Annotated in this window: 20 protein-coding genes and 7 tRNA genes; 2 read left to right on the top strand and 25 right to left on the bottom strand. The window is 56.7% G+C overall.

Features of this window, described 5'->3' with window-relative positions:
- Nucleotides 1-52 precede the first annotated feature (52 nt).
- From BA177_RS06560 to BA177_RS06500, 13 genes are all read right to left on the bottom strand, one after another.
- Complete coding sequence (locus BA177_RS06560) at nucleotides 53-1,948, bottom strand: SurA N-terminal domain-containing protein (RefSeq protein ID WP_068614421.1); 1,896 nt, start codon at nucleotides 1,946-1,948, stop codon at nucleotides 53-55.
- Between the two features lie 206 nt (nucleotides 1,949-2,154).
- A tRNA-Asp gene (locus BA177_RS06555) sits at nucleotides 2,155-2,231 on the bottom strand.
- A 6-nt stretch (nucleotides 2,232-2,237) separates the two neighbouring features.
- Nucleotides 2,238-2,313: transfer RNA gene (locus BA177_RS06550), tRNA-Val, on the bottom strand.
- A gap of 96 nt (nucleotides 2,314-2,409) precedes the next feature.
- The gene (locus tag BA177_RS06545; RefSeq protein ID WP_068614418.1) at nucleotides 2,410-2,682 is read right to left on the bottom strand and encodes an HU family DNA-binding protein; all 273 of its coding nucleotides are present in this window, start codon (nucleotides 2,680-2,682) and stop codon (nucleotides 2,410-2,412) included.
- A gap of 249 nt (nucleotides 2,683-2,931) precedes the next feature.
- Nucleotides 2,932-5,382: an endopeptidase La gene (lon, locus tag BA177_RS06540; protein WP_082989920.1), complete on the bottom strand. Its 2,451-nt coding sequence runs from the start codon at nucleotides 5,380-5,382 to the stop codon at nucleotides 2,932-2,934.
- A 248-nt stretch (nucleotides 5,383-5,630) separates the two neighbouring features.
- On the bottom strand, nucleotides 5,631-6,944 hold the full coding sequence (gene clpX, locus BA177_RS06535) for an ATP-dependent Clp protease ATP-binding subunit ClpX (protein ID WP_068614415.1): 1,314 nt from the start codon (nucleotides 6,942-6,944) through the stop codon (nucleotides 5,631-5,633).
- Nucleotides 6,945-7,069: 125 nt separating this feature from the next.
- Nucleotides 7,070-7,699 carry an ATP-dependent Clp endopeptidase proteolytic subunit ClpP gene (gene clpP, locus BA177_RS06530; protein WP_068614414.1) on the bottom strand — a complete coding sequence of 210 codons (630 nt, stop codon included), beginning with the start codon at nucleotides 7,697-7,699 and terminating at the stop codon, nucleotides 7,070-7,072.
- Between the two features lie 39 nt (nucleotides 7,700-7,738).
- Nucleotides 7,739-9,028 (bottom strand): trigger factor, encoded by a 1,290-nt coding sequence (tig, locus tag BA177_RS06525; protein ID WP_068619005.1) that lies wholly within the window; start codon nucleotides 9,026-9,028, stop codon nucleotides 7,739-7,741.
- 157 nt (nucleotides 9,029-9,185) lie between these two features.
- Nucleotides 9,186-9,270: transfer RNA gene (locus tag BA177_RS06520), tRNA-Leu, on the bottom strand.
- Nucleotides 9,271-9,470: 200 nt separating this feature from the next.
- Nucleotides 9,471-9,546 (bottom strand) — tRNA-Lys (locus BA177_RS06515).
- Nucleotides 9,547-9,698: 152 nt separating this feature from the next.
- Nucleotides 9,699-9,774: transfer RNA gene (locus tag BA177_RS06510), tRNA-His, on the bottom strand.
- A gap of 55 nt (nucleotides 9,775-9,829) precedes the next feature.
- Nucleotides 9,830-9,906 (bottom strand) — tRNA-Arg (locus tag BA177_RS06505).
- Nucleotides 9,907-9,935: 29 nt separating this feature from the next.
- A tRNA-Pro gene (locus tag BA177_RS06500) sits at nucleotides 9,936-10,012 on the bottom strand.
- 176 nt (nucleotides 10,013-10,188) lie between these two features.
- On the opposite strand from BA177_RS06500, the gene BA177_RS06495 reads away from it, so the two are divergent.
- Nucleotides 10,189-10,752, top strand: a complete 564-nt coding sequence (locus BA177_RS06495) for a peptidylprolyl isomerase (RefSeq protein WP_068614411.1) — start codon at nucleotides 10,189-10,191, stop codon at nucleotides 10,750-10,752.
- A gap of 20 nt (nucleotides 10,753-10,772) precedes the next feature.
- On the top strand, nucleotides 10,773-11,501 hold the full coding sequence (locus tag BA177_RS06490) for a UDP-2,3-diacylglucosamine diphosphatase (protein ID WP_068614409.1): 729 nt from the start codon (nucleotides 10,773-10,775) through the stop codon (nucleotides 11,499-11,501).
- Here BA177_RS06490 and miaE read toward each other — a convergent pair.
- The 12 genes from miaE to prmB all read right to left on the bottom strand — a co-directional run bounded on the left by miaE (nucleotide 11,498) and on the right by prmB (nucleotide 25,910).
- Nucleotides 11,498-12,133 carry a tRNA-(ms[2]io[6]A)-hydroxylase gene (miaE, locus tag BA177_RS06485; RefSeq protein WP_068614406.1) on the bottom strand — a complete coding sequence of 212 codons (636 nt, stop codon included), beginning with the start codon at nucleotides 12,131-12,133 and terminating at the stop codon, nucleotides 11,498-11,500. The genes BA177_RS06490 and miaE overlap by 4 nt on opposite strands.
- Nucleotides 12,124-13,335 carry a serine/threonine protein kinase gene (locus BA177_RS06480; RefSeq protein ID WP_068614403.1) on the bottom strand — a complete coding sequence of 404 codons (1,212 nt, stop codon included), beginning with the start codon at nucleotides 13,333-13,335 and terminating at the stop codon, nucleotides 12,124-12,126. The genes miaE and BA177_RS06480 overlap by 10 nt, the downstream gene beginning before the upstream one ends.
- Nucleotides 13,336-13,434: 99 nt before the next feature.
- Nucleotides 13,435-14,985, bottom strand: a complete 1,551-nt coding sequence (gene purF / locus BA177_RS06475; protein ID WP_082989918.1) for an amidophosphoribosyltransferase — start codon at nucleotides 14,983-14,985, stop codon at nucleotides 13,435-13,437.
- Between the two features lie 5 nt (nucleotides 14,986-14,990).
- The gene (locus BA177_RS06470; RefSeq protein WP_068614398.1) at nucleotides 14,991-15,542 is read right to left on the bottom strand and encodes a CvpA family protein; all 552 of its coding nucleotides are present in this window, start codon (nucleotides 15,540-15,542) and stop codon (nucleotides 14,991-14,993) included.
- Nucleotides 15,543-15,641: 99 nt separating this feature from the next.
- The gene (locus BA177_RS06465) at nucleotides 15,642-16,295 is read right to left on the bottom strand and encodes an SPOR domain-containing protein (RefSeq protein WP_197493364.1); all 654 of its coding nucleotides are present in this window, start codon (nucleotides 16,293-16,295) and stop codon (nucleotides 15,642-15,644) included.
- A 50-nt stretch (nucleotides 16,296-16,345) separates the two neighbouring features.
- Entirely contained in the window at nucleotides 16,346-17,629 is a 1,284-nt protein-coding gene (locus tag BA177_RS06460; RefSeq protein ID WP_068614394.1) for a bifunctional folylpolyglutamate synthase/dihydrofolate synthase, read from the bottom strand.
- A gap of 62 nt (nucleotides 17,630-17,691) precedes the next feature.
- Nucleotides 17,692-18,555 (bottom strand): acetyl-CoA carboxylase, carboxyltransferase subunit beta, encoded by an 864-nt coding sequence (gene accD / locus BA177_RS06455; protein ID WP_068614391.1) that lies wholly within the window; start codon nucleotides 18,553-18,555, stop codon nucleotides 17,692-17,694.
- Nucleotides 18,556-18,643: 88 nt separating this feature from the next.
- Nucleotides 18,644-19,435: a tRNA pseudouridine(38-40) synthase TruA gene (gene truA / locus BA177_RS06450; protein ID WP_408068432.1), complete on the bottom strand. Its 792-nt coding sequence runs from the start codon at nucleotides 19,433-19,435 to the stop codon at nucleotides 18,644-18,646.
- 121 nt (nucleotides 19,436-19,556) lie between these two features.
- Nucleotides 19,557-22,688 (bottom strand): FimV/HubP family polar landmark protein, encoded by a 3,132-nt coding sequence (locus BA177_RS06445; RefSeq protein WP_082989917.1) that lies wholly within the window; start codon nucleotides 22,686-22,688, stop codon nucleotides 19,557-19,559.
- A 103-nt stretch (nucleotides 22,689-22,791) separates the two neighbouring features.
- The gene (locus BA177_RS06440; protein ID WP_068614384.1) at nucleotides 22,792-23,814 is read right to left on the bottom strand and encodes an aspartate-semialdehyde dehydrogenase; all 1,023 of its coding nucleotides are present in this window, start codon (nucleotides 23,812-23,814) and stop codon (nucleotides 22,792-22,794) included.
- A gap of 66 nt (nucleotides 23,815-23,880) precedes the next feature.
- Nucleotides 23,881-24,981 (bottom strand): chorismate synthase, encoded by a 1,101-nt coding sequence (gene aroC, locus BA177_RS06435; RefSeq protein WP_068614381.1) that lies wholly within the window; start codon nucleotides 24,979-24,981, stop codon nucleotides 23,881-23,883.
- Nucleotides 24,982-24,983: 2 nt separating this feature from the next.
- The gene (gene prmB / locus BA177_RS06430) at nucleotides 24,984-25,910 is read right to left on the bottom strand and encodes a 50S ribosomal protein L3 N(5)-glutamine methyltransferase (protein ID WP_068619003.1); all 927 of its coding nucleotides are present in this window, start codon (nucleotides 25,908-25,910) and stop codon (nucleotides 24,984-24,986) included.
- Nucleotides 25,911-26,011 lie beyond the last annotated feature (101 nt).

Below are 26,011 nucleotides of genomic sequence, written 5' to 3'. Positions count from 1 at the left end.
AGTCAGTTTCTGACCCGCATGTTACACCACATACGTACTACAGGAACTATTACTAGAACATGCTCTGTTGAGCCAGAGCCTCCAGATTGCGCTCCACGTCTGCGTCGCGTTCGAGCTCAAATACCAGCGCCGTGTAATCAGCCTGTCCGGCCTGTCCGGAGAGCGCGCGCTTGCCTTCGTCACGTTGAGCAACTGGAATGGCTTCGGGCCGACCCGGTGCGTACCGCATGACACTGAACACAGCCTCGTCCCCCGATGTGGTTTGAACAGTGCCAATACGTTGCTGTCCCGCTGGTGGTTTCTTCACTGCAAAGACGGCGTCCCGAATGTTTGCATCCGTTTCCGTATCGTCTCGTCGAATCACGGCGGTGACGACTGCATTCGCTTCAACCGCTGCGGCCGCTGCCGAAAACGGTTGACCGTCTCGCAGTGCCGCCTGAAGTGCCGATGCCTTCTCCGTCAGAATCGCGCGGGCACGTTCGTTGCGAATTGTAGCGACGATCTGCTCGCGGACTTCATCCAGCTGCTTGCGTTCTGCTTCATGGTACTCGCTGACCTGAATCACGACCGAGCGGTTCGCATCCAGCTCGACAATGTCGCTGACCTGACGATTGTTCAACACGCCATCGTCAAATACGGCATCGATTGCCGCCTGGTTGTTACCGAACGGGGCACCACCATTACGGGTATAGCCCTCTGCCTGTCGAACCTCAAGGCCAACAGTACTGGCCAATGCTTCGATACTTTCGGCGTCGAACAAAGCGTCCGCGATGTCGCGCGACGCATCCCGCCACAGCGCATCACTACGGCGCAGGCGTAATTCCTGTTCCAGTTCCGCGCGCACCTGTTCGAATGGCAACGGCCCGCCTGCCTGAATATCGTCAAGGCGGATCACATGGAAGCCAAAGTCACTACGCACAGGCTCCGACACTTCACCTTTGCGCATTGCAAATATGGGATCAGCCAGCTCTTCCTGGTACTGCGAATGCGGTAGCAGGCCCAAATCACCACCTCGCTCCGCCGTGCCACTGTCTGCGGAATACTGTCGCGCCAGATCGGCGAAAGGTTCGCCCGCCCGAACCCGCGCGGCAATGGCCGTGGCTTGTTCCCGAGCGGCAGCTTCATCATCACCGAACAGGATCAGTATGTGGCTGGCTTGTCGTTGCTCATCCTGAAGATATCGATTGCTTGCGGCTGCATACTCATCTCGCAAATCCTGCTCGCTGATATCGAGTTGCTGTTGCAATTCATCACGCCGCAGTTCGATGTACTTTAGATCCACCGTCTCGGATGACATAAAGCCATCCGGCCGATCGTCATAATAAGACTGCACGTCGCTATCACTGATCTCGATGCCTTCAGCAATCGTTTCAATATCGAATGTCGCAATCGCCACTTCGCGCTGCTCACGAACCAGGTTCAGGTAGCGACGGTACTCCGCTGGAGTCACAAATGCCGTCGCTGCAATGCCTCGTTGCAACTGCCCTTCCCGCAACCCAATACGTTGACTGGCTTCGAACTGAACCGGTTCGAGGCCTCGTTCAGCGAGCCACGCGTAGTAGCTGTCCTTTGAGAACCGGCCGTCAACCCGAAATTCCGGCGCACTCTGAATGAACTTCGTGATCATTTCGTCACTGATCCGGAAACCGCTGTCATTCAGATATTGATCGACAACTTCATCCCAGATCAGGTTGTTCAAAACATTCTGCTTCAGGATAGAACGCAATTGCTCTGGAAGTTGTCCACCGAATTCGCCATAGCTTGCCAATTGCTGACGATAAGCATCGTCAAATTCGAACATCGAAATTTCTTCGCCATTGACCTTCGCTGCGTAGCCACTGCCAATGAAGTTGTAATTGATGCCGAAGAAGACGAAGGGCACACAAAGCAACGCGAGAATCGCAATGGCGAAGCCACCGGTGAAACGGTCTCTGATATTTTGCAGCATAGTTTAAGAGTTCAGTTTGAGTAGGGGTGGCCGGGCCGCGGGAAAGCGCTCCGGTAGAAGTCCGTCAATCGTGCCCGTAAGCCAGTAAAATCAGGGCTCGGATGATACTTTACCGCTCCGATCAGGCCAAGCTTTACGCATAAATGCACGGCGCATGACCCCACAAAAAAAAGACCGCCCCGAGCGGGGCGGCCTTTTTTCGTCGTTGGCGGAGTGGACGGGACTCGAACCCGCGACCCCCGGCGTGACAGGCCGGTATTCTAACCAACTGAACTACCACTCCATAACTTGGTGGGTGCTGACGGGATCGAACCGCCGACCCTCGCCTTGTAAGGGCGATGCTCTACCAGCTGAGCTAAGCACCCAATAATCGCAGCAGCACTGCGATTTTAACTTCGTTGCCTTACGTCAGAAATCAAACACAAAGCCTGTTCCCTGACCATCCGGCCCCGAAGCGCGCGCTAGTTTACGGCATCCTTCAGGGCTTTGCCAGCCTTGAATCCAGGAACTTTACTCGCCTTAATCTGGATCGTTTCACCAGTGCGCGGATTACGTCCCTGACGTGCTGCACGCGACTTAACGGCGAACGTTCCAAATCCTACGAGGGATACGGTACCGCCATCCGCCAGTGTCTGGGTAACGCTATCGAGCACTGCGTCAACCGCTTTGGTAGCCTCTGATCGCGACAAGTCCGCGCCACTGGCAACCGCCTCAATAAGTTCTCCCTTGTTCATGCATTCACCTTTGAAATTGATGTATGGAATTTATAATGCGGATCGTGAGGTTGGCATTCCGCACCCCTGACTGTCACCCAAAAAAACACACCAAGCGATGAATGACAATCTTTTCCTCTTTGCCGGCCAAGCTCCGATCGAACTAAACCCGGCACACCAGACGCTACGTATTCGCTGGCGTAAACACGCGTAGCTTATACCAAGCGGCAAAAAGAGCGTCAACAAATCAAATCAACGCCAGCGCCAAATTCAATGAGGACGAACAGCGCCCTTAGTATCGGTTTCCGCGTCAGCTTTTGCCGACGAGGACTTGTCTTCGCTTGCCTTTGACTCAGGCACCGGCATGTGTTGCAGCGCATGCTCCAGAACCTGATCGATCCATTTCACCGGAACTATGCTCAGTTTGTCTTTGATGTTCTTCGGTATTTCTGCCAAATCCTTCTCGTTCTCATGCGGAATCAGAACCGTGCTGATACCGCCACGATGCGCGGCAAGCAGCTTCTCTTTCAAGCCGCCGATAGGCAAGACCTCGCCTCGCAGGGTTATTTCACCGGTCATCGCCACATCACTCTTGACGGCAATGCCGGTCAATGCAGAGACAAGTGCGGTGCACATACCGACGCCTGCGCTAGGTCCATCCTTCGGAGTTGCGCCTTCTGGAACATGAACGTGCACATCGTTCTTCTGGTGAAATTCACTGTCCAGGCCAAGAACAGCTGCGCGACTTCGCACCACTGTCATCGCCGCCTGTATCGACTCAGTCATCACATCGCCAAGCTGGCCGGTGTGATTCAGTTTGCCTTTACCGGGAACAACGGCGGCCTCTATCGTCAGCAACTCGCCACCGACTTCTGTCCACGCCAAACCAGTAACCTGCCCTACCTGATCATTGTCTTCCGCCTTACCGTAGCGATAGCGGCGAATACCCAGGTACTTGTCGACACCTTTCGGAAGTATGCGCACTGCCGACTTGCGTGGCTTGAGCAACAGGGACTTAACAACTTTGCGACAAATCTTGGAAATCTCTCGCTCGAGATTGCGGACCCCGGATTCGCGTGTGTAGTGCTGAATAATATCCCGTATTGCCGACTCGGATATGCTCAGTTCATTTTCTTCGAGCCCGTTCTCGCGCATCTGCTTCGGCACAAGATAGCGTTGAGCAATGTTGAGCTTCTCATCTTCGGTATATCCAGGGATGCGAATTACTTCCATTCGATCAAGTAACGGCGCCGGGATATTCAAACTGTTTGCAGTGCACACGAACATGACATCCGACAAATCGAAATCCACTTCGAGATAGTGATCGTTGAACGTCGAATTCTGCTCAGGATCGAGAACCTCGAGCAATGCCGATGACGGATCGCCGCGAAAATCCATGGCCATCTTGTCGATTTCGTCGAGCAGGAACAGCGGGTTTCGCACACCGGTCTTAGACAAGTTCTGCACTATCTTGCCCGGCATCGAACCGATATAGGTCCGGCGATGACCGCGAATCTCGGCTTCATCGCGAACGCCGCCGAGCGACATACGCACGAACTTGCGATTCGTCGCACGGGCAATGCTTTGGCCCAGCGATGTCTTACCAACACCCGGTGGACCAACGAGACAAAGTATCGGCCCTTTCAACCGCTTCACGCGAAGTTGTACCGCAAGGTACTCGAGAATTCGTTCTTTCACCTTCTCAAGTCCGTAGTGATCTTCCTCGAGCACTTCCTCGGCCCGGGTCAGGTCACGCAACACCTTGCTGCGTTTTTTCCACGGCGCTTTCACTAACCAATCGATGTAATTCCGCACTACCGTCGCTTCGGCAGACATTGGCGACATCAACTTCAGTTTGTTCAACTCCGAAGTCGCTTTCTCTCTTGCTTCCTTCGGCATACCCGCATTCTCGATCTTGCTCTCTAGATCAGCGAGTTCGTTCGGCACGTCGTCCATCTCGCCGAGTTCTTTCTGAATGGCTTTCATCTGCTCATTCAAATAGTACTCGCGCTGACTTTTCTCCATTTGCTGTTTTACGCGGCCACGGATGCGCTTTTCAATCTGCAGGACATCGATTTCACCTTCGATGATGCCCAGGATTTGTTCAAGGCGAACCTTGATATCGCAAATTTCGAGAATACGCTGCTTCTCGGAAAGCTTGAGCGCCATGTGCGCAGCAACGGTATCGGCCAATCGACCGGGCTCGTCAATTCCGCTCAGCGACGTAAGAATTTCAGGCGGGACTTTCTTGTTCAGTTTTACGTATTGTTCGAACTGGGCAATGATCGAACGTACCAGGACATCGATTTCGCGTGCGTCGTGCTCCGTGTCTTCCGGCAAAGCTTCAATGGTGGCAGCAAAATGATCCGTCACTTCCACATCGGTAATCTTCGCCCGGTCGCCACCTTCAACCAGCACCTTGACGGTGCCGTCGGGCAACTTGAGCAATTGCAGAATACTGGCCAATGTACCGATGTCGTACAGATCACCCGGCTTCGGATCGTCTTTGTCGGCCTTGCGCTGCGCGATGAGCAAAATCTTTTTGCCGGCATTCATTGCACGGTCAAGCGCCACGATGGACTTGTCGCGTCCCACGAACAGCGGAATGACCATGTGTGGGTAGACCACCACATCTCGCAACGGCAACACCGGAATACGCCCGGTTGTCTCTTGTTCAATCAAGGAGTTGTCGCTATTTTCCGGTTTAGTTTCGTCGGTCACAAAGACTGCCCTCGTTAGTTATTGCGAAGCTACCGCTGTCTGCAAGTCAGACTATAATACGGCGCGGCCCGCGCTGCCTGCTGACGTGGGGACATAAGTCCGAATTCGGCAATATCAACAGGGCTAAAGTTCAGATTAGGTATCGGCAAACCGAGCATTGGCTTGAGGCGGGGCTCGGATAACCGCTGCATCCCCCTCAGCCAGCCAAACTGGCAGAGGGGAATCCGATCAGGCTAGCCCGGTCGAGTTTAGCGATCAGAACCGGTTGGTCGCGGCTGTTGCTCTATATTTACTGTCGACGGCTCGTCCGACTCATAAATAATGTATGGTTTGGTCTCGCCCGCCACGACAGCCTCGTCCAGGACCACTTTCTTGGCCGATGCTGACGATGGCAAATCGTACATGGTATCCAGCAGTACACTCTCGAGAATGGTTCTCAAACCGCGCGCACCGGTCTTGCGTTTCATGGCCCGTTTGGCAACAGCCCGCAACGCGTCATCCCGGAACTCAAGTTCCACGCCTTCCATATCGAAGAGTTTCTTGTACTGCTTGGTGAGGGCATTTCGCGGTTCCAGCAAGATGCTGATCAATGCTTCCTCGTCCAGTTCTTCCAGAGTTGCGACCACTGGCAAACGACCGACAAACTCAGGGATCAACCCGAAACGAATCAAATCCTCCGGCTCAACCTCGTGCAGCAACTCGCCAATGCTCGGCTCGTCTTCGCTGGTCTTCACCTCGGCTACAAAACCGATCCCGCTCTTCGACGAGCGATTCAGAATGATTTTCTCCAGCCCGGCGAAAGCACCACCGCATATGAATAATATGTTGCTGGTATCAACCTGCAGAAACTCCTGCTGGGGATGTTTGCGTCCACCCTGCGGCGGTACGGATGCAATGGTGCCTTCGATGAGTTTCAACAACGCCTGCTGCACACCCTCACCCGACACATCGCGGGTAATCGACGGGTTATCCGACTTGCGCGACACTTTGTCGATTTCGTCGATGTAGACGATACCGGTCTGCGCTTTCTCGACGTCGTAATCACATTTTTGCAGCAACTTCTGGATAATGTTTTCAACGTCTTCGCCGACGTAGCCAGCCTCGGTCAGCGTCGTCGCATCCGCGATTGTGAACGGGACGTTCAACAGGCGCGCAAGCGTCTCTGCCAACAAGGTCTTGCCGCAGCCGGTTGGCCCTATAAGAAGAATATTGCTCTTCGCGAGTTCGACGTCGTCCTTGCTGCGCTCTCCCGCCCTGTCTTCAAGGCGTTTGTAGTGGTTATAGACCGCTACAGACAGCACCTTTTTCGCGCGCTGCTGGCCAATCACATACTCATCAAGAACTTCCTTGATTTCATGTGGCTTCGGCAGGCTGTCGCGATTGCTGTCAGTAGCGTCTTCGAGCTCCTCGCGAATGATGTCATTGCACAGCTCGACGCACTCGTCGCAGATGAATACAGAAGGTCCAGCGATGAGCTTGCGGACTTCGTGTTGGCTCTTGCCGCAAAAAGAACAGTAGAGGAGCTTGCCGTCCTCGTTCTTGCCGCGGGTCTCGTCACTCATTATTAGCTTGCCTCTGTATCCAAAAATCAGTCTGTTACGACTGCTGTGTATATAACACGCGATTCCTGAGCGTGCAAAGCGCCATGTCTCATTCGCTTAAGTAGAGCTGCAAGCGACTGAGATTCCTAGTCTTTCCCGGCTACGGGCGTACCTATTTCGGTGCGCGACGCCAGTACCGTATCAATGATGCCGTACTTCTTGGCGATCTCACCGCTCATGAAGTGGTCACGATCAGTGTCTTTTTCAATCTGATCAACAGACTTGCCGGTATGACGCGCCATGATCTCATTGAGACGACGCTTCAGTTCCAGCACTTCCTTCGCATGGATGTCGATATCGGTGGCCTGACCGGAAAAGCCGGCACTGGGTTGGTGCACCATGATGCGCGAGTGCGGCAATGCAAAGCGCTTCTTGTCAGTACCGCCCGCGAGCAACAAGGCGCCCATGCTGGCCGCTTGCCCGACGCAAATGGTACTGACATCGCAGTTGATGAACTGCATCGTGTCGTAGATCGACAAGCCCGCCGTAACGGAGCCGCCTGGGGAATTGATATACAGATGGATATCCTTATCCGGGTTCTCCGACTCGAGGTACAGCAACTGGGCGACAACGAGATTGGCCATGTAGTCCTCTACCGGGCCAACGATGAACACCAGACGCTCCTTCAGTAGCCGCGAGTAAATATCGTAGGCACGTTCGCCACGCGCCGTCTGTTCGACAACCATTGGCACAAGATTCAATGCTGTAGCGCTCATTAAGTAAGTCCTGTTCAGAAGTCCAGTGTATAGACCGGCTTAGTCATTCATGTATTTCGAGAATGCGACTTTCTTTTCTTTCTCGGTTCCGCCTTTAACCAGCTGCTCGACCGCCTGCTCTTCAAGCACCAACGGTTCAAGCTGCTGCATGAGTTGGGGATTACTCAGGTAATTTGCAACCATCTCACTGGCATTCTCGTAACTTGCGCAGATTTCTTCGACGCGTGATCGAACCCTGCCCGCATCCACTGACAGTTTCTGGTCTTGCAGATACTGGCGGAGCAACAAGCCGAGCCGTACCCGGCGTTCCGCAGCCTCTTTGAAGTTCTCACGCGGCGGCGCCTGCGAATGATCCTCAACGCCCATCCGGCGCATTGCCTCGTGCTGCATCGAGTGCGCCTCCTGATCAACCAGTGCCTTAGGCACGTCGATCGGATTGGACTTCAGCAGCGCGTCCATGACCTGCTCTTTAACGTCATTGCGAACCTTGTCATCCACTTCACGGCGCATGTTCTGCAAGACGTCCTGCTTCAGGCGCTCCAGGCCACCCTCGGCAACTCCGTACATTTCCGCAAGGCTGTCATCAAGCGGCGGCAGCTCCTGCTCTTCAACCCGATGAATCTTCAATGCAAAATCGACTTTCTTGTCCTGCAACTCTTCGGCGTGATAATCCTTCGGAAACTTGACCTTGATGGTCTTCTCGTCGCCCGCTTTGACGCCGCTCAAGCCTTTCTCGAAATCAGGCAGCATCTGGCCTTTGCCGAGTTCCACAGGCACTTCATCGCCTTTGCCACCAGCAATGGATTCACCGTTGATGGTGCCATCGAAATCGACGATAACCCGGTCACCGTCCTTAGCGGCACGCTCAACAGTTGCCCAGGTCGCACGCTGTTTGCGCAGATTCTCGAGCATTTCGTCGCAATCGGAATCACCAATTTCAACGACCGGGCGTTCAACCTTGATCTTGTCCAGGCCGGTCAGAGTGACCTCCGGCAGTACCTCGAACGTTGCCACATAGGCGAAATCTTCTCCGTCGCCGCTCGATACGGGCTCTATCTGCGGGCCCCCGGCGGGCGACAGATTTTCCTGCTGTACCGCATCGCTGTAGCTCTTCTGCATCAGATCGGACAGCACTTCCTGGCGAACCTGAACGCCGTAATGCTTGCGAACCACTTTCGCGGGAATTTTTCCAGGGCGGAAACCTTTGATTTTCGCGGTACGAGCGACCCGCTGAAGTCGCGATTCGACTTCTTTTTCAATGCGCTCGGCAGGCAACTCAACGCGCATGCGCCGTTCCAGCGTTCCCGTCGATTCCACAGTGACCATCATCTTGCGTACCTTTCTGTCTACGTGCCGCCCCAGCGGGGCCACACAGGCTCGTCAATGAAAACCATCGCCAAAATGCGCCTCAGTGGCCTTCGACCAGAAGCGCATTGAGATAGTTTCTACTTTATTTTCAATGAATTAATTTCTTTCCAGAGGGTGTTGGTGCGAAAGGAGAGACTCGAACTCTCACGGGTTACCCCACTGGAACCTAAATCCAGCGCGTCTACCAATTCCGCCACTTTCGCATTCCTGGCCCGTGGCGCTCACGCCTCACATCCAGCCGGCGAGTATAACGGATGATCCGCTGCTCGTGGGCACCAATCGTGCGGCAAATTACGGCCTGACCCGGCTCTGTTAATGACTTTTGTGACTCTCTGGCTGAGTGCGGGCCCATTGTAATGAGCTTGCTCGCGCAATCAAGAATCACCGGCGGAAAGTGTCGGATTGGTGGGCCCTCGGGGGCTCGAACCCCGGACCAAGAGATTAAGAGTCTCCTGCTCTACCAACTGAGCTAAAGGCCCAATCCGTCAACGACTATGCCGCTCGCGCGTTGCCTTGCGCAATTTGAACGACGCTGCGGTCAGGAAAATGAGGCACTAACCGCCCACTTTCAAGATCGCTTCGCCCTGTTCCCGACCGGCGGCATCCCGGCGGTGCTGACAGCGTGGCGAAATGGGGTGGACGATGGGACTCGAACCCACGACGACCGGGATCACAACCCGGGGCTCTACCAACTGAGCTACGCCCACCACTGTTTCACGACTGTCGCTAACCTGCCGCGGCAGCCTGTACCCGCAATAATACTGGCGCGCCCGGCAGGACTCGAACCTGCAACCCTCGGCTTAGAAGGCCGATGCTCTATCCGGTTGAGCTACGGGCGCGGAGTTCCTCGGACGTACCAGCGGACGAATGGTCGGGGCAGAGAGATTCGAACTCCCGACCCTCTGCTCCCAAAGCAGATGCGCTACCAGGCTGCGCCATGCCCCGACATTCTCCGTTCCGACCGGGCCGACAATTGTGGCCTGCCCCGACGGGGGGCAGATAATACGACCGCCTCCCGAGGAGGTCAATCAACGCGGACAAGCAATTGCCCCCACGTCGCTTCTTAAGGGGAGCTTGCTTTGGTATCGTCGCGAACCTGTACTGCTTATGGAAGCCGTGTCATGAAATCCAGCCTGCTCATTCTCTTACTGGCCGCATCCCTCATCGCGCAAGCGGACGACACTGTGCCCGCGCATCCGCAGGTCATGCTGGAGACCACCGAGGGCAATATTTTGCTCGAACTGGACGGTCGGCGCGCACCGCTGACCGTTACACAGGTCTTGAAACTGATTGATGACGGTTATTATGACGGCACCGTTTTTCATCGTGTGATTCCCGGGTTCATGATCCAGGGCGGCGGCTACGACCGCGACCTGAAACCGCGCGAGCCTGCAGGCGGCATTCCGAACGAATCCGGCAACGGTCTGCCGAACCTGCGCGGCACGGTAGCGATGGCACGCGAAGAATCACCGCACACAGCCGTGGCGCAATTCTTTATTAATGTCGCCGACAACAAAAGCTTGAACCCACAGTCCAACCGTTGGGGCTATACCGTCTTTGGCTACGTCATTGACGGCATGGACGTCGTTGACAAGATTGCCGAAATGCCGACAGCGCCAGCCGGTCCTTTCGCACAAGACGTTCCGGTTTCGCCGGTGATCATTACCAAAGCTTATCGCCCCTAGCCGTAACGGAGACCGAGCCAGTGACTACCCTGTTCGTATCCGACCTGCATATCGACGCTGCCCGACCGGAAATTTCCGCGCAATTCGAACGCTTTCTGGTAACTGACGCGCGCAGTGCGGACGCACTCTACATTCTGGGCGATTTGTTTGAATCGTGGGTTGGCGACGACGACCCCAATCCGCATTACGCGCAAACCAAACAACAACTGCGCGCCTTGGTCGAGCACGGCGTCCCTGTGTACTTCATGCACGGTAACCGCGATTTCATGATCGGCGATCGTTTCGCTGAAGAAACCGGCCTGATCCTGCTCGCCGACCCACTTGTACAAACGATACACGGCAAGGACGTTCTGCTGAGTCACGGTGATGCTTACTGCACCGATGACCACCAGTATCAAGCCGTACGCCGCATGACCCGCGATCCGGCCTGGCAGGCAATGATGTTACAAAAGTCTCTTGACGAACGACTCGCGTTTGCTGCGCAGGCACGTGCTGACAGCAGCATGCACAGCGGGGAACTTGACGAAAAGATTTCTGACGTGAATCCACAGGCCATCAGGGATGTCATGCAGCATCACGGTGTGCAGTTGATGTTGCACGGCCATACCCATCGGCCCGCCGTACACGCCATACACCTCGACGAACAAGCCGCGACACGAATTGTGCTCGGTGACTGGTACGAACAAGGCAGCGTTGTGCGCTGGGACGACGCTGGCCCTGTGCTCAGCGCGATACCGAGATCCGACTAGCCGTTAGTCGCGCCGGGTACGCCACTGTGAAAACGGAACAACGTATCCGGCTCGCAGACAATCCCATTTTCCAACGCACGCAGTTCGTCAATTCTGGCTGACAAATCGGCTTCCGACACGTCACATTCCTCGCGAGCAAATCCGAGGTATTGTTCGAAGTGCCTTGCCTCAGAGGCAAGTAGTCCGCGATAAAAGCGCGCGATGTCATCCGGCAATCGAGGTATCAACGCGGCAAAGCGTTCGCAGGAACGTGCTTCAATCAACGCGCCGACGATCAGCGTATCCAGCAACCGCAAGGGCTCTTCGCGACGTACGCATTCGTGCAGCGTGCCTGCATAACGTGACGCCGATAAACGTGCGTACGCAATGTTCCTGTCAGCCAGCAGTTGCCGCACTTGTTCGAAATGCCGCAACTCCTCGCGCGCCAGTCGCGACATACGCCAGACCAATTTGTCACGTTCCGGGTAGCGGTACACGATGCCAAGCGCACTCGATGCGGCTTTCAGTTCGCAGTTGGCGTGATCCAGCAACAGCTCGGGCAATCGCTCGCCAGCCTCTTCCAACCATGCCACAGGCGTTGCCACTTGCAGAAAGTCGCTGATGTTTTCCGGCACCAGGTTGTCTACAACCATTCTGCAACCTCTGCCGCGCTTTGCAATCGATCAGCCGGTTTCTTGGCGAGCATCATATTGAGGACCGCCTGGAATTCCGCGAGTCTTGGCGGCAACAACGGGATAGGCGCTTCACTGTGTTTGAAGATAATGCCCATCGCATTACTTGCACGAAACGGCTTCTGGCCGGTCAACATTTCATAAAAGATCACGCCAAGGCTGTATATGTCGCTGCGGTGATCAACCTCTTTGCCACGCCCCTGCTCCGGACTCATGTAATACGGGGTGCCGAATATCTCGCCGCTGTCCGTGATTTCCTGCTGCAGTCGCATTTGCTTGGCCAGGCCAAAATCGATCAGCGCAAGGCTGCCGTCTCCCCGTAACATGATATTGCCGGGTTTCAAGTCGCGGTGGAGTATACCGACTTTGTGAATTTGCTCGAGAGCACTGGCTATTTGCCGGGCGAAGTCGACGGCTTCGGTGACGCTCAGGCCAGCTTCGATCCTGGCCTTCAGGTCACCGCCAGCAACGTACTCCATCGCTATATGCGCATGATCGTCACTCACACCAAGATCGAAAATACGCACGATATTCGGGTGCCGGATATCGGCAATCAGTTCGTATTCCTGCAAGAAACGATCGAACGCGCCAAGACCGTCTTCGCCATCCGGGTCATGCCGCAATACCTTTAGAACTACGTCTTGTTGTGAGCTCTCTTTTCTCGCCAGGTAAACACCGGAGTGTGCGCTGGCCGCCAGTCGGCGCTGCAGTTGGTAGCCTTTAATCAATGGATTGATGCCGGTACGCAGGTCGCCGACGAACAGTGATGAGGTCGATGCGGAACGCTGTCGCGAACGCAACAGATCGCTGAGCGCAACGATAAATGCATCATGGCGTATGTTGTCTCGATCCATAACGGCGTCCGCACCGGCAGCCAAAGCCGCAGCACGACCTCCCGAACCGGTTTTCGTCAGGTAAAGTACCGGTGGAAAATTCCGTATCGCCTTGAACTGCCGCAGCAGATCCAGCCCATCGCAATCACCTTGCCGGTCACCGACGATGACGAGGTCATTGCCAGCGCCGGAAAAATTGACGGGCAAGCGGCCACTGGCAACGGGATCAAACTCCGAAATGCTTGCACTCGGCAAATGGGTGTTGACGTGGTGCATCAGCAAGGTCCGGAACTCAGGCTGGCAGTCAATAATCATGATGCGGGTGTTCATGCCTGCCAATTATCCACGAAAATGACCAGATGCGGGCGACGCTCCGCAGTTTGGCGCCGAACATCGCGAGATGCCTCGCCAATCGGCGGATCGGTGCAATTACATCCCGACGGCGGTGTCGGTAGTCCCAGGCGTCGAAGTGCCGTCGCCGGGGTTGCCGGCGCCCGCCATCAACGCGGCGGCGGCATGGGATTTCGCGGTATCGCTGCGTTGCGCTTCCAGCGCGCGCAGGTATTCGGGACTGACATCTCCCGTAACGTACTCTCCCGAGAAACACGAGGTATCGAACTCAGTGATTGCCGAGTTGTCGTGCCGAACGGAACGTATCAGGCCATCCAGATTCTGGTAGATCAAACGGTCGGCGCCGATGAGATCACAAATTTCCTGATCGCTACGGCCATTCGCGATCAACTCACTCGCCGCCGGCATGTCAATGCCGTAGACATTCGGGTAACGCACCGGTGGCGCGGCGGAAGCGAAGTACACTTTGCGCGCGCCCGCGTCTCGCGCCATGCGAATTATTTGTCCCGATGTGGTGCCACGGACAATTGAGTCGTCAACCAACAGCACGTTCTTGCCGCGGAATTCGAGATCGATTGCGTTCAGCTTGCGGCGCACAGACTGAGTCCGCTCAGCCTGCCCGGGCATGATGAACGTGCGGCCCACGTAACGGTTCTTGATAAACCCTTCGCGGTACTTTGCGCCCAGGTGATGCGCGACCTGCACGGCCGCCGTCCGGCTCGTGTCAGGAATAGGAATCACAACGTCTATGTCGTGATCCGGCCATTCGCGGACAATCTGACCGGCAAGCTGCTCGCCCATGCGCAAACGTGCCTTGTACACAGACAGCTCGTCGATGATTGAGTCCGGCCGGGCAAAGTACACAAATTCGAAAATACACGGGGTGTGATGCACCTCGCCCGAGTACTCGCGACTGTGCAGTACGCCGCCCTCCTCAATGTAAACGGCCTCGCCCGGACGCACATCGCGTACGCGCTCGAATGACAGAATATCGAACGCCACACTTTCGGAGGCGACCATGTATTCAGTTCCTTTGTCGGTTTCGCGCTTGCCGATAACCAGTGGCCGGATACCATTCGGGTCGCGAAACGCAACGATACCGTGACCAATGATCATCGCCACAACCGCATAGCCACCCGAACATCGCTCATGCACCGCGGCAACTGCATCAAATATCTGATCGGGCGTGGCACGTCCGGTTGTCCGCCCCTGCAACTCGTGAGCAAATACATTCAGCAAGACTTCTGAATCAGAGCCAGTATTGAGGTGCCGCCGATCCTCTCGGGTCAATAAATCGGCAAGTTCTTTGTAGTTGGTCAAATTGCCATTGTGAGCCAGGCAGATGCCGTACGGTGAATTCACATAAAACGGCTGCGCTTCCGCAGTGTGTGCCCCGCCGGCTGTCGGGTAGCGGACGTGCCCCATGCCGACATTGCCGGTCAGGTGCAGCATGTGCCGCTGGTGGAAGACATCCCTGACCAGACCATTGCTCTTGCGTACCCGCAAGCCATCGGGCCCGGAGGTTGCAATACCGGCAGCATCCTGCCCCCGGTGCTGCAAGACTGTCAGTGCATCATAGATACTTTGATTTACCGGCCGAGCAGCGACCATTCCTACAATTCCGCACATAGCCGTTACTCAGGCCTCTCTCTGGTCAGTGTTTGTGACAAATCCATGGGCAACGATTGCTGTAGCCCGGGCTGTTGTTGCAACAATTCCATGCCTTTCGGCGCCATTACCCGCAGCCAGTCTGATACCTGGCTCGCGTAAGGAATAAAACGGGATTCGCGCCACCAGTTGTCCTGATCAAAACTGGCATATTGTCCGCCAATGATGAACACCGCGACCAGCACCACGCCCCGGCAAAATCCAAAGCCCATTCCCAACATCCGGTCCATGCCGCTGAGCACGGACAAGCGCACCAGTTTCGCGACGCCCCACCCGACCAGGCCACCGACTGCCAAGACGACGATAAAAATCAGGGCGCGACCGAACCAGAGCTGCATCGCACTGGAACTCAGCCAGTCTGCGCTCAATGTTGCGGCATGCGGCCCTATGTTGAATGCGGCCCAGATAGCGACCAGTAGTGACGCGACGGAAATGGCTTCCTTGACGAAGCCACGGGCAAAACCAACGACGATCGAGATTACAACGGCGACGGCGATAACTATGTCGGCTACAGGCATCAGGTATGAGCACTTTGGGCGAGGAGTGGCACAGTCAGGGGCGAACTGGCGACGATTCTAGCAGAACGGTCCGAGCGTGGGACGTTCGATTTCCGTGCCTCATGGATGCGGCACGACCTGACCATTCTGGCCTTCGGCGGCCAGCCGTTTCGCGACCGCCTCTGCGCTCTCGCGGTCTTTCTGCGGGCCAATGCGCACCCTGTGCAACTGCGTGCCGGAGCTACTGAGCTGACTCAGGAAAGCGGCATACCCCTGGCTGCGCAGCGATGCCGCCAGCCGTTCTGCGTTCGCTTTGTTGGAGAAGCTTCCAAGTTGCACCGCCCACATACCGGTGCTGGATTGCGCCGCTGGTTCCGGCGCACTGCTCTGCGTCTCGACAACCGGCGCCGGGGCTTCCTCACGGGAAGGCTGAGGCTCATCGACAACCGTTGCCGGCAACTTCTTCGGCGGCGGCTCAACCGCTGGCGTTGCAGTGGCAACCGGTTCTGCGGCGCTCGTCGACGGCTCCTCAGCAGCCATGTCCGGCACATTGGACACTGCGCCCGGCACAGGCTCATTACGATCGCGCTCGAGCACAATGGTCTGGCGCTTTCGCTCCTGACCGCTTACACCGTTTTGGCCTGGCAGCAAAACTGTTTCACTAACGACTTCAGCATCGTCGACCGGGCCGTCCAGGAATACCGGGACTACCAGCACGATAAAAACCACCAGTACGATTGCGCCTAATACGCGTTCTTTCAGTGCTCGATCCATTGCTGCGTCAACATTTCCCGGTTTGCGATGGTCGCGAGTATAGCCCAGCATCAGGCAGCGGGCACGAGGACCTCGGTTGCTGGACCGACGGTAAAGAACGAGCCGGTTACCACCACCAGGTCGTCATCGCCAGCGATGCGTTCGGCGATGCCTAGGCCCTCTGCAACCGAATTCGCGATCCGACAGGGTATGTTGGCGACATTGGCAATTCGCGCTGCCAGCGCTGACGCTGGCAGCGCACGTGGATTTGCGGGGGTTACCGCGATCCACGCATCGGCCAGCGCCACAACCGGTTGCAGAATCCCGGCCAGGTCTTTATCCGCAAGGACTCCCATGACAAAAATCAGCCGCCGACCCGGGTATTCCTCGCGCAGCGTCGCCGCCAGCACTTGCGCCGCACCCGGGTTGTGAGCAACGTCAAGCAGCCAATGCCTTGTTGTATCGATACGCTGCATTCGTCCTTGCAAACGCAAGCGAGCAAACGCGCGGTCAACCGTTGCGGGATCGATGACGCCTTCGAGCAGGGTATACAGTGTCAACGCACCAGCCGCGTTGTCGATTTGAAAGCGGCCATGCAGCCCAGGCTTGCGCAGACCTGTGAAGCTGAACTCTGCGCCGGAATAACTCCAGCTGCCCCCCTCCGCCGACACTTCGTAGTCACGACCCGCAACGTACAGCCGGGCTGCCAATTCTTCAGCGATACGGACAATGGCCGCCGGCGGTTGTGCGGCGGCATACACGACAGGAATACCGCGGCGCATTACACCGGCCTTCTCGCGGGCAATGGATTCGGTATCCGGCCCCAGCCAGTCGCAATGGTCGAGTGAAATATTAGTGATCACCGCAGCATCCGGATCCAGAGCATTCACAGCGTCGAGCCTGCCGCCGAGACCGATTTCCAGCACCCACACATCGGCGCGACGCAGCGCAAATGCGACGAAAGCCGCCAATGTACCGAATTCGAAATACGTCAGGGGAATACCGTCCCGCACAGCTTCAACGCGACGCAGACTGGCAACAATCTCGGCATCCTCGAGCACCTGACCCTGAATACGCATCCTTTCGTTGTAGCGTACGACATGCGGTGACGTGTAACAGGCGACGGAATCACCACGCTGTAGATAGAGGGCTTCAAGCATCGCGACGGTGGAACCTTTGCCGTTGGTACCAGCAACGTGCAGGACACGCCTCGGTCGCGGCAAATCGAGCCGTTGCAATACGGTTTGTACGCGCTCGAGCCCCAGCTCGATCTCATGGGCCGACAAAGTCTCAAGCCAGCGCAACCAAACGGCCAGCGAGTCAGTGACGGGTGCGGTGTCTTGTGAGTTTGGCATGCCGCGGCTTCAACTGGGGATACGGGTCGGCACAAACGACGACCTGACGGCAAACAGGTGAATCAGGTGACGGGATTCGGTCGGTTTTGCAGCTTGGCCAGCAAGTCAGCGATTTCAACCCGCATCACGCGTCGATCCATGATCATATCGAGCGCACCATGATCGAGGAGAAATTCACTGCGCTGGAAACCCTCCGGCAATGTTTGCCGCACTGTCTGCTCGATCACCCGTGCACCGGCAAAGCCAATCAGTGCTTTTGGCTCTGCGATGTTGATATCGCCAAGCATAGCGAGACTCGCCGAGACACCACCCGTAGTCGGGTCGGTCAAGACCGAAATGAACGGAACGCCCTTTTCTCCCAGCATCGTCAGCGCCGCGGAGGTCTTCGCCATCTGCAGCAGCGAAAACAGTGCTTCTTGCATGCGCGCGCCGCCACTGGCCGAGAAACAGATTAACGGTGCATTGCTGTCCATTGCGACCCGCGCTGCGCGACTGAATCGCTCACCGACAACCGAGCCCATGGAGCCACCCATGAAACTGAATTCAAATGCACACGCAACAACAGGCTGATCAAACAAGGTGCCACTTGCGGCGATCAGAGCGTCTTTTTCGCCCGTTTTCTTTTGTGCCTGGCTGAGACGGTCCCGGTACTTTTTGCTATCCCGGAACTTCAACGGGTCCATCGGCTCAAGATTTCCACCGATTTCTTTCAGCGAGTCCGGATCCAGAAAATATTCCAGCCGGTCACGTGCGCCGATACGCATGTGGTATTCACACTTCGGACACACCATGAGATTGCGTTCGAGCTCAGTACGGTACAACTGAGCGTCGCATTGCGGACATTTGATCCAGATACCCTGCGGCACCGAGCGAGTACGCTTCTCGGTACTGATCCGGGACGGCATTAATTTTTCAAACCAGCTCATGGCTTCGCATCATAAACGAATTGAACGTCAAGGGAGAATTCCGTTTGCAGTGTTTCTAACAAATAAAATAAGGGTCCAGCTCGACAAGCTAATCGGCACCTGGAAACAGCACAGGGGTTGGCGGTACCGGCAGACCGAATTCAGCCGGGTACTCAACACCGACCAGGCTCAAACCGTGCGCTGGCGCCGCTACACCGCCACAGGTCCTGTCCCTGCTCTCCAGCACCTCGGTCGCCCAGGCCGGATCACGATCGCCCGTGCCTATTTCGACCAGTAACCCACTGATATTTCGAACCATGTGCTGCAAAAAGGCATTGGCCGCAATGTCGATCATAAGCCAGTCCGAGTGGCGATGAATACGCAAACTGCTAACTTCCCGAACCGCCGTCCGCGCCTGACATCCGGCAGCCCGAAAGGCCGAAAAATCGTGTTCCCCGATGAGCTGCAAGGCCGCCGCCGACATCCGCGCCACATCCAGCGGACGGTATACCCACCAGGCCCGGTGGCGGAACAATGACGAACGGACCAAACGATTCAGGATGAGGTATCGGTAACGTCGCCCGGTCGCTGTGTAGCGTGCGTGAAAATCGTCGCTAACGGCTTGTACCCAGACAACGTTGACATCGTTCGGCAGACTGCTGTTGGCTCCCAGCAACCAGCCACGACTTTCACGCTCGGCGGAGGTATCAAAATGCACAACCTGCCCGGTCGCATGCACGCCAGTATCAGTTCGGCCCGCGCAGGTCGTCTCAATAGCTTCATTGGCAACCTTGCTCAAGGCCTTTTCGACAAGCTCCTGAACGCCCAGACCGGTACGTTGACGTTGCCAGCCGTTATAGGCTGTTCCGTCGTACTCAATACCCATCGCGATACGCAAGATCGGAATACCCTGAGCTAGTTAGTGCTAACAGTGTCGCAGACCTTATGTTCTGCGCTTTGCCAAAAAAAAACGCCAGGCATGCGTATACGCAAGACCTGGCGTCGTTGTGTCTGCCCTGCGGCTAGCTGGGTAACGAGTCCAGCAACTGCTGTGCCTGCTGACGTTGTGACTCGTCGCCTTCTTCCAGCACTTCGTCAAGAATATTGCGCGCGCCGCTTGGATCACCCATATCGACATAGGCCCGGGCCAAATCAAGTTTGGTACCGACCTCCGTCATCGTGCGCGCTTCCTGCAATTCGTCCGATACGTCGTCCGGCCCCAGTGCCTGGGTCGGATCGTCGCCACCCAGGCCCAGATCAAAGTCGATATCTGCATCGAAATCGCTACCGCCAATTCGCGGTTGCTCGACTGTCGCATCATCGCGCAACTGCTCGACGGTATCGCCCGCTTCGCTCAGCTTCAGCGCCGCGGTCAGATCATCAAGATCCAGGTCCATATCCGTGCTGCCAGCCAAGCCCGGTGATTCGGTCGTCGCATCCAGCGATGAGTCATCGAAAGAATCCGACGGCAAAGCCTCTGTCTTGGCAAAGTCAAAGTCGGGTTCGTCAGCTGAGCTCATACCGGGCGCCAACATCGTTGCATCATCGTCGTCAAGTTGTGCCGCGATATTGGTTGACGTTTCGATGGCGAAATCGTCCGGCAATACCTGGGTCTCACCCGTAGCATCCAGCAGATTGTTCTCGACAGTGACATCGATATCGGTACCCGTCTCTTCGCCAATATCGAGCATTGGATTGCTGCCGGTCTCTATAAGCTCGTCGTCGACCAGCCGGTTACCCGTCGCATCATCGTCACCGAAATCATCGGTGAGCCCATCCAGATCCAGACCAAGGTCATCCAAATCAATTTCAGCGGTCGCATCGCCAGAAGGACTGCCAAGATCGAGGTCATCGAGACCCGCAAGAGACGGCAGCCGTGAAGTACCATCGGTGCTGTCCGCTTCGTCACGAATGGCGGTTTGTTCAACGGTCGGCGATTCAAGCGTCGGCGATTCCACGGTCGCATCATCGTCACCCTCAGGCATCGCCTGAGTTATCGATGCACCCGTATCAACTTCATCGTCAAAACTGAAGTCCAGCGCGTTGTCGTCGTCAGACGACGAGCCAAACAGGCCATCGTCTTGATCGCTATCGCCGTCGCCCAGATCGATGACATCACTGAATGCGCCGTCAGGGCCACCGCCGGCGAAATCTATGTCGAGCGCTGCATCGTCATCGCCGCTGGACTCGAAATCCAAATCAACTTCGCGAGTAGCGCCCGCAGTACTCGCGTTCGAGAACATGTCGTGATCGGAGGCAATCTGCTGCCCCATAATGACGATCTTGTCCCAGACACCACGATCGCCGTCACCCAGCGCCGCATCCAGACGGGTCGCGGCGTCGACGAAACCGTCCCTGTTGCCCCAGACGAAATAGATCTCGCTCAACTTGGCCAGCAGATCGGTACGCTGCGGCTCAACAGCCAGCGCACCGTTAATCAGATCGGCGGCCTGATCGTACAGACCGTAGGCCATGTGGAAATCGGCTTCGGCAACCGGATCCGACTGATCAAGATTAATTGCAGTTTCGCTGGAGAACGTGTCTTCAAGTGATACCGGTGCAGCCGGGTCGGCTGTCTCATGCAATCCTGGCGATTCAACCGTGTCGCCTGTCGGTTCGCCGGCGATAGTATCACCGCCTTGCTGCTCCACCACGACGATCGAACTGTCGTCGTCACGGGCCATGGCACGCAGTCGCTCCGTAGACGCCAGCGACTCGCTGTCGACTTCATCTTCAGCGTCCAGCGCATCCCAGACACCGGTGGAATCTGCGTCGTCACTACCGCCACTGGCGCGGCGTGCGAACCAGACCAAAATACCCAGGACGATCAGCAATGCGGCGCCGATCATGCCCCATATACCGGTCAATGCACCGATGATTTTATCGACCAGCCCCGGCTCCTGGCGACTGATCGTGCTGACACGCGGTGCTGGCGGCGCTGCCGGTTCCGCAACCTCTGCGGGTTCACTCTCGATTGCCGGCTGGTCGGTGGCCGAATCCGCCACCTCCGCATCGTCCACAAAGATTTCTGCCGCAGGATCTTCAGGGGCAGCCTCCGGCTCAACTGCCGGCTCGGTCATGTCGCTGGCATTGGCAGCCGCCGCGCGTTCTTCGCGCAGCCGGGTCAATTCTGAGCGCAGCTCGGCAAGCTCATTGTCGCGCACATTCAGCAAAGACTCCTGCTGACTTACCCGCTCCTCAAGTTGGCGAATTCGTTGCTGGGCAGCCGCGTTTGCGGCGCCGGTCGCCGCATCGCTGCCACTGGTCGCGCCCTGGTACGGACGCTGCTCGCCATCCGGTGGTACCAGTGTCAGTGTTGTTTGCGGTGCGGCGCTTGTCGCGTCACCGTCCCAGGCCTGATTCTGGCGCTGTATTTCGCTGAGTGCGTTGCCGCGGCTGATACGGAAAATTTCGTCGGCGCTGGGAATCCGCAATCGGGCATTCGCACGCAACACATTTATATTGCCCGCGAAAGCATCGGGATTGGCTTGGTAAATCGCCAGCATCGTCTGGTTCATGCTCAGACGATTGTCCGTACGTACTTGCTCGGCAATGCGCCACAAGGTATCGCCACGACGTACCTGATAGTCCCCACCTGCCGTGGTGGCGAAACTGTCATTTTGGTCAGACCGGGCAGCTGACGATGCGGTTGACTGCCGCGGCGTTGGTGTGGCCGGACGATCAATGCGACCACGATCGGTTTGAGCCGCCTGGCGCGGGGCCGAAACCGTTTCTGTACTCGCTGTCGCTGGTGGTGGTGCAAACGTGGGCGGATCAAGCAGCACGGTGTATTCACGCAGCAGGCGACCCTGAGACCACTCGGCTTCCACCAGGAAAGTCACGAAAGGTTCGGTTACCGGATCATTGGAGGTAACCCGGACGACATGGCCCGAGGCATTCTGCTGCACGCTGAAAACCAGTCGCGACAGATACAACGGCCGATCGATACCGTAACGTTCAAAGGCCTCCGCAGAGGCCAGGTTGATCTTGAGGTTCTGCAACTCTTCCGGCGTCGCGGACAGCAGCTGTATCTCTGCCCGAAGCGGTTCATTGAGCGCTGAATTTAATCGTATGTCACCGAGGCCGAGGGCCCAGACCTCGCTCGTCAATAAACAGACAAGCAAGATCCATGAACGATTAAGTCGTCGTGACATAATAAATTTCTCCGGCTCCCAGAATATTTGCCCGATGTGCACGCTCGGGAGCCTCGTTTTTTGGTTTTCGGACGCTCACCCCAATTCGCTGGTGAACTATAGCTTATAAATACTTTTTCGCCAATATTTCAGCTATTTGGACGCTATTTAGAGCCGCGCCCTTACGAATATTGTCAGCCACAACCCACAGATTAATGCCACGCGGATGACTGATATCTTCACGCACCCGGCCTACGTATACCGGATCATTGCCCGAACTGTCTGTGACGGCGGTCGGATATGCTCCCAATTCACAGCCATCCCGCAGCTCAACCCCCGGTGCAGCACGCATCAATTCGCACACTTCTTCGGCGCTGATCTTCCTTTCCGTTTCGAGATGGATGGCCTCTGAATGTCCGTAGAACACCGGAATACGTACCGCAGTCGGGTTCACAGCAATACTCTCATCACCGAGAATCTTGCGGGTCTCCCAGACCATTTTCATTTCTTCCCGGGTGTAACGATTGTCCTGGAACTCGTCAATGTGCGGAACGGCATTGAACGCGATTTGCTTGGCTGCGCCTTTTAGCTCCAGCGGACGCCCGTTCAGCAACTGAGTCGCCTGCCGTGCCAACTCTTCGACGGCACTGCGGCCAGCGCCCGACACGGCCTGGTAGGTCGCGACATTAATGCGGGTAATCTTAGCCGCATCATGAATCGGCTTTAGTGCTACAAGCATCTGAATAGTAGAGCAATTCGGGTTGGCGATGATGCCGCGCGTCTTATAGTCGGCAATCTTGTCCTCGTTGACCTCGGGAACCACCAGCGGAATGTCGTCGTCGCGACGAAAATGCGATGTATTGTCGACGACGACACAACCGGCCGCAGCCGCGCGCGGTGCGTGTTCCGCAGACACGGACCCACCCGCTGAAAACAAAGCGATTTTGACTTTCGAGAAGTCGAAATCAGCCAGATCCTCGACAATCAGTTTGCGGTTGCCGAAGGACACTTCCTTGCCAACGGAACGTGCACTGGCCAGTGCATGTACCTTGCGGGCGGGGAACTTGCGCTGCGACAACACCTGCAACATTGCCTCGCCGACAGCACCTGTGGCACCAACAACGGCGATTTCGAATGGCTCTGACATAATTCCTGTTACTTCCTTCTGTTTGACTGGTCTGTTGCGAGTCGCTGATCCGTCACATACTGACGTTTAGCGAATGCTCGCAGGAATGATCGGGGTACCGGCAACTACGTCGGCATTCTGGGCACGATGTCTGAGGTAGTGATCCATAAGTACCAAAGCAACCATCGCCTCAGCGATGGGCGTTGCCCGCAAGCCGACGCACGGATCGTGGCGACCCTTCGTCACGATCTCAGATGCCTGCCCTTTTTTGTCTACTGTCTGGCCGGCAACCGAAATACTGGACGTTGGTTTCAACGCAATGCTTGCGAGTATGTCCTGACCGGACGATATCCCGCCAAGGGTACCGCCCGCGTCATTCTTTTTGAACCCGTCCGGAGAAATTTCATCGCGATGCTGGCTGCCTTTCTGGCTGACAGCCGCAAAGCCTGCGCCCAGTTCCACGCCCTTCACGGCATTGATACTCATCAGACCGTGCGCGAGATCGGCCTCGAGCTTGTCAAAGACGGGCTCGCCCAGACCGACCGGGGCACCCTGGGCGAGTATGCTGATCTTAGCGCCGATCGAATCGCCCGCTGCCCGCAGCTCGTCCATGTAGGCTTCAAGCTCCGCAAGTTTGCCGGCATCGGCACAAAAGAACGGGTTCTCGTCGACGATATCGAGGTTCTCGGCCGCCAGCTGGATCGGGCCCAACTGCGCGAGATAGCCCTGAATTCTGACGCCTAGGCGTTCCGCCAGGTACTTCCGAGCGATAGCCCCGGCGGCGACCCGCATGGTCGTCTCGCGGGCGGATGAACGGCCACCACCCCGGTAGTCGCGGATGCCGTACTTCTGGTGATAAGTGTAGTCCGCATGGCCCGGTCGGAACTTGTCCTTGATATCGCCGTAGTCGTGCGACCGCTGATCCGTGTTCTCGATCAAAAGCCCGATCGGCGTACCGGTGGTCAGGCCTTCAAATACCCCGGACAGAATCTTGACCTTGTCCGGTTCGCGGCGTTGCGTGGTATGCCGAGACTTGCCGGGCCGGCGTCGCTCGAGGTCAGCCTGGATGTCATCTTCCGACAAAGCCATGCCCGGCGGGCAACCGTCAACCACGCACCCCAGTGCCAGCCCGTGACTTTCACCAAAGGTGGTCACCGTAAACATGCGTCCAAATGTATTTCCGGGCATCTCTATTTCACCTCAGCGGCTCGACTGAATTCTTCGCCATGCCTGTCCAGATCTTCCCGCGTCAGCAGGAATACACCCTGCCCGCCGTAGGCAAATTCGAGCCAGACAAACGGTACCTTTGGAAAGCGATTCTCCAACGCTTCCTGACTGTTACCTACCTCAACGACCAGCACGCCGTCAGGTGCGAGAAAGCGGCACGCATCATGCAGTATCACTGTCACCGAATCCAGACCGTCAGCCCCGGCGCTCAACCCTAAAGCCGGCTCGTGGGTGAACTCCGGCGCCAGGGAATCCATATCTTCTTCATCAACATAGGGCGGATTGCTGACTATCAGCTCGTACTCGCCTTCGAGCTCGTCAAAGAACGATGATTGGACGAGACGCACCCGCTCACCGAGCGCGTGCCGCTCGACATTGATGGCAGCAACAGCCAGGGCATCGGCGGATATATCCACGGCGTCGACCTTGGCATCCGGAAACTCATGAGCTATGGCAATTGCAATGCAGCCACTGCCGGTCCCCAGATCGACGGCACGGCGAACCCGGTCCGGATCCAGCCATGGTGCAAACCGTTCATGTATGAGTTCCGCCAGCGGCGAGCGCGGGACGAGTACCCGCTCGTCGACGTAGAATTCGTGCCCCGCAAACCAGGCGCTGCGTAACAGGTACGCCAGTGGCATCCGCTCCGAGACCCGGCGCTCAGCGAGCGCAAGCACTGCGCTGCATTCGGCTGCATTGAGCAATCGCTGATAGCTGGAGTCGGCCGATGCGAAATCGAGCTGCAAGGTTGAAAACACCAGCCACGCGGCTTCGTCAACGGGGTTATCCGTGCCATGCCCGTAGGTCAGTTCGGCGGCCGCGAACTGCTCTGCAACAACGTCGATCATTGCAGCCACCGTCAGTGATGGCGAGGTGTTGTTGGTCGGCATGTTCGGCATGTCTGATTGCACTTCCGGCACGTAGGGCCCTGTCTGCTGGCGTTGCAATCTACCACGCGCGCAATTCAAATGCGCTTACCCGGCCACACATC

Origin of the sequence: Woeseia oceani (assembly GCF_001677435.1) — a bacterium.
GTDB lineage: Bacteria > Pseudomonadota > Gammaproteobacteria > Steroidobacterales > Woeseiaceae > Woeseia > Woeseia oceani.
Note: the sequence above shows the minus strand (reverse complement) of the source record. Positions and strands in the feature narration are given on the sequence as shown.

Excerpts from the sequence above, each read along its gene's own strand:
- tig (WP_068619005.1), bottom strand. The coding sequence starts at position 9,028 with ATGATGGTCACTGTGGAATCGACGGGAACGCTGGAACGGCGCATGCGC.
- clpX (WP_068614415.1), bottom strand. The coding sequence starts at position 6,944 with ATGAGTGACGAGACCCGCGGCAAGAACGAGGACGGCAAGCTCCTCTAC.
- aroC (WP_068614381.1), bottom strand. The coding sequence starts at position 24,981 with ATGCCCGGAAATACATTTGGACGCATGTTTACGGTGACCACCTTTGGT.
- BA177_RS06480 (WP_068614403.1), bottom strand. The coding sequence starts at position 13,335 with ATGAACACCCGCATCATGATTATTGACTGCCAGCCTGAGTTCCGGACC.
- purF (WP_082989918.1), bottom strand. The coding sequence starts at position 14,985 with ATGTGCGGAATTGTAGGAATGGTCGCTGCTCGGCCGGTAAATCAAAGT.
- prmB (WP_068619003.1), bottom strand. The coding sequence starts at position 25,910 with ATGCCGACCAACAACACCTCGCCATCACTGACGGTGGCTGCAATGATC.
- BA177_RS06560 (WP_068614421.1), bottom strand. The coding sequence starts at position 1,948 with ATGCTGCAAAATATCAGAGACCGTTTCACCGGTGGCTTCGCCATTGCG.
- BA177_RS06460 (WP_068614394.1), bottom strand. The coding sequence starts at position 17,629 with ATGCCAAACTCACAAGACACCGCACCCGTCACTGACTCGCTGGCCGTT.
- accD (WP_068614391.1), bottom strand. The coding sequence starts at position 18,555 with ATGAGCTGGTTTGAAAAATTAATGCCGTCCCGGATCAGTACCGAGAAG.
- BA177_RS06445 (WP_082989917.1), bottom strand. The coding sequence starts at position 22,688 with ATGTCACGACGACTTAATCGTTCATGGATCTTGCTTGTCTGTTTATTG.
- BA177_RS06440 (WP_068614384.1), bottom strand. The coding sequence starts at position 23,814 with ATGTCAGAGCCATTCGAAATCGCCGTTGTTGGTGCCACAGGTGCTGTC.
- clpP (WP_068614414.1), bottom strand. The coding sequence starts at position 7,699 with ATGAGCGCTACAGCATTGAATCTTGTGCCAATGGTTGTCGAACAGACG.
- BA177_RS06545 (WP_068614418.1), bottom strand. The coding sequence starts at position 2,682 with ATGAACAAGGGAGAACTTATTGAGGCGGTTGCCAGTGGCGCGGACTTG.
- BA177_RS06465 (WP_197493364.1), bottom strand. The coding sequence starts at position 16,295 with ATGGATCGAGCACTGAAAGAACGCGTATTAGGCGCAATCGTACTGGTG.
- BA177_RS06495 (WP_068614411.1), top strand. The coding sequence starts at position 10,189 with ATGAAATCCAGCCTGCTCATTCTCTTACTGGCCGCATCCCTCATCGCG.
- miaE (WP_068614406.1), bottom strand. The coding sequence starts at position 12,133 with ATGGTTGTAGACAACCTGGTGCCGGAAAACATCAGCGACTTTCTGCAA.
- BA177_RS06470 (WP_068614398.1), bottom strand. The coding sequence starts at position 15,542 with ATGCCTGTAGCCGACATAGTTATCGCCGTCGCCGTTGTAATCTCGATC.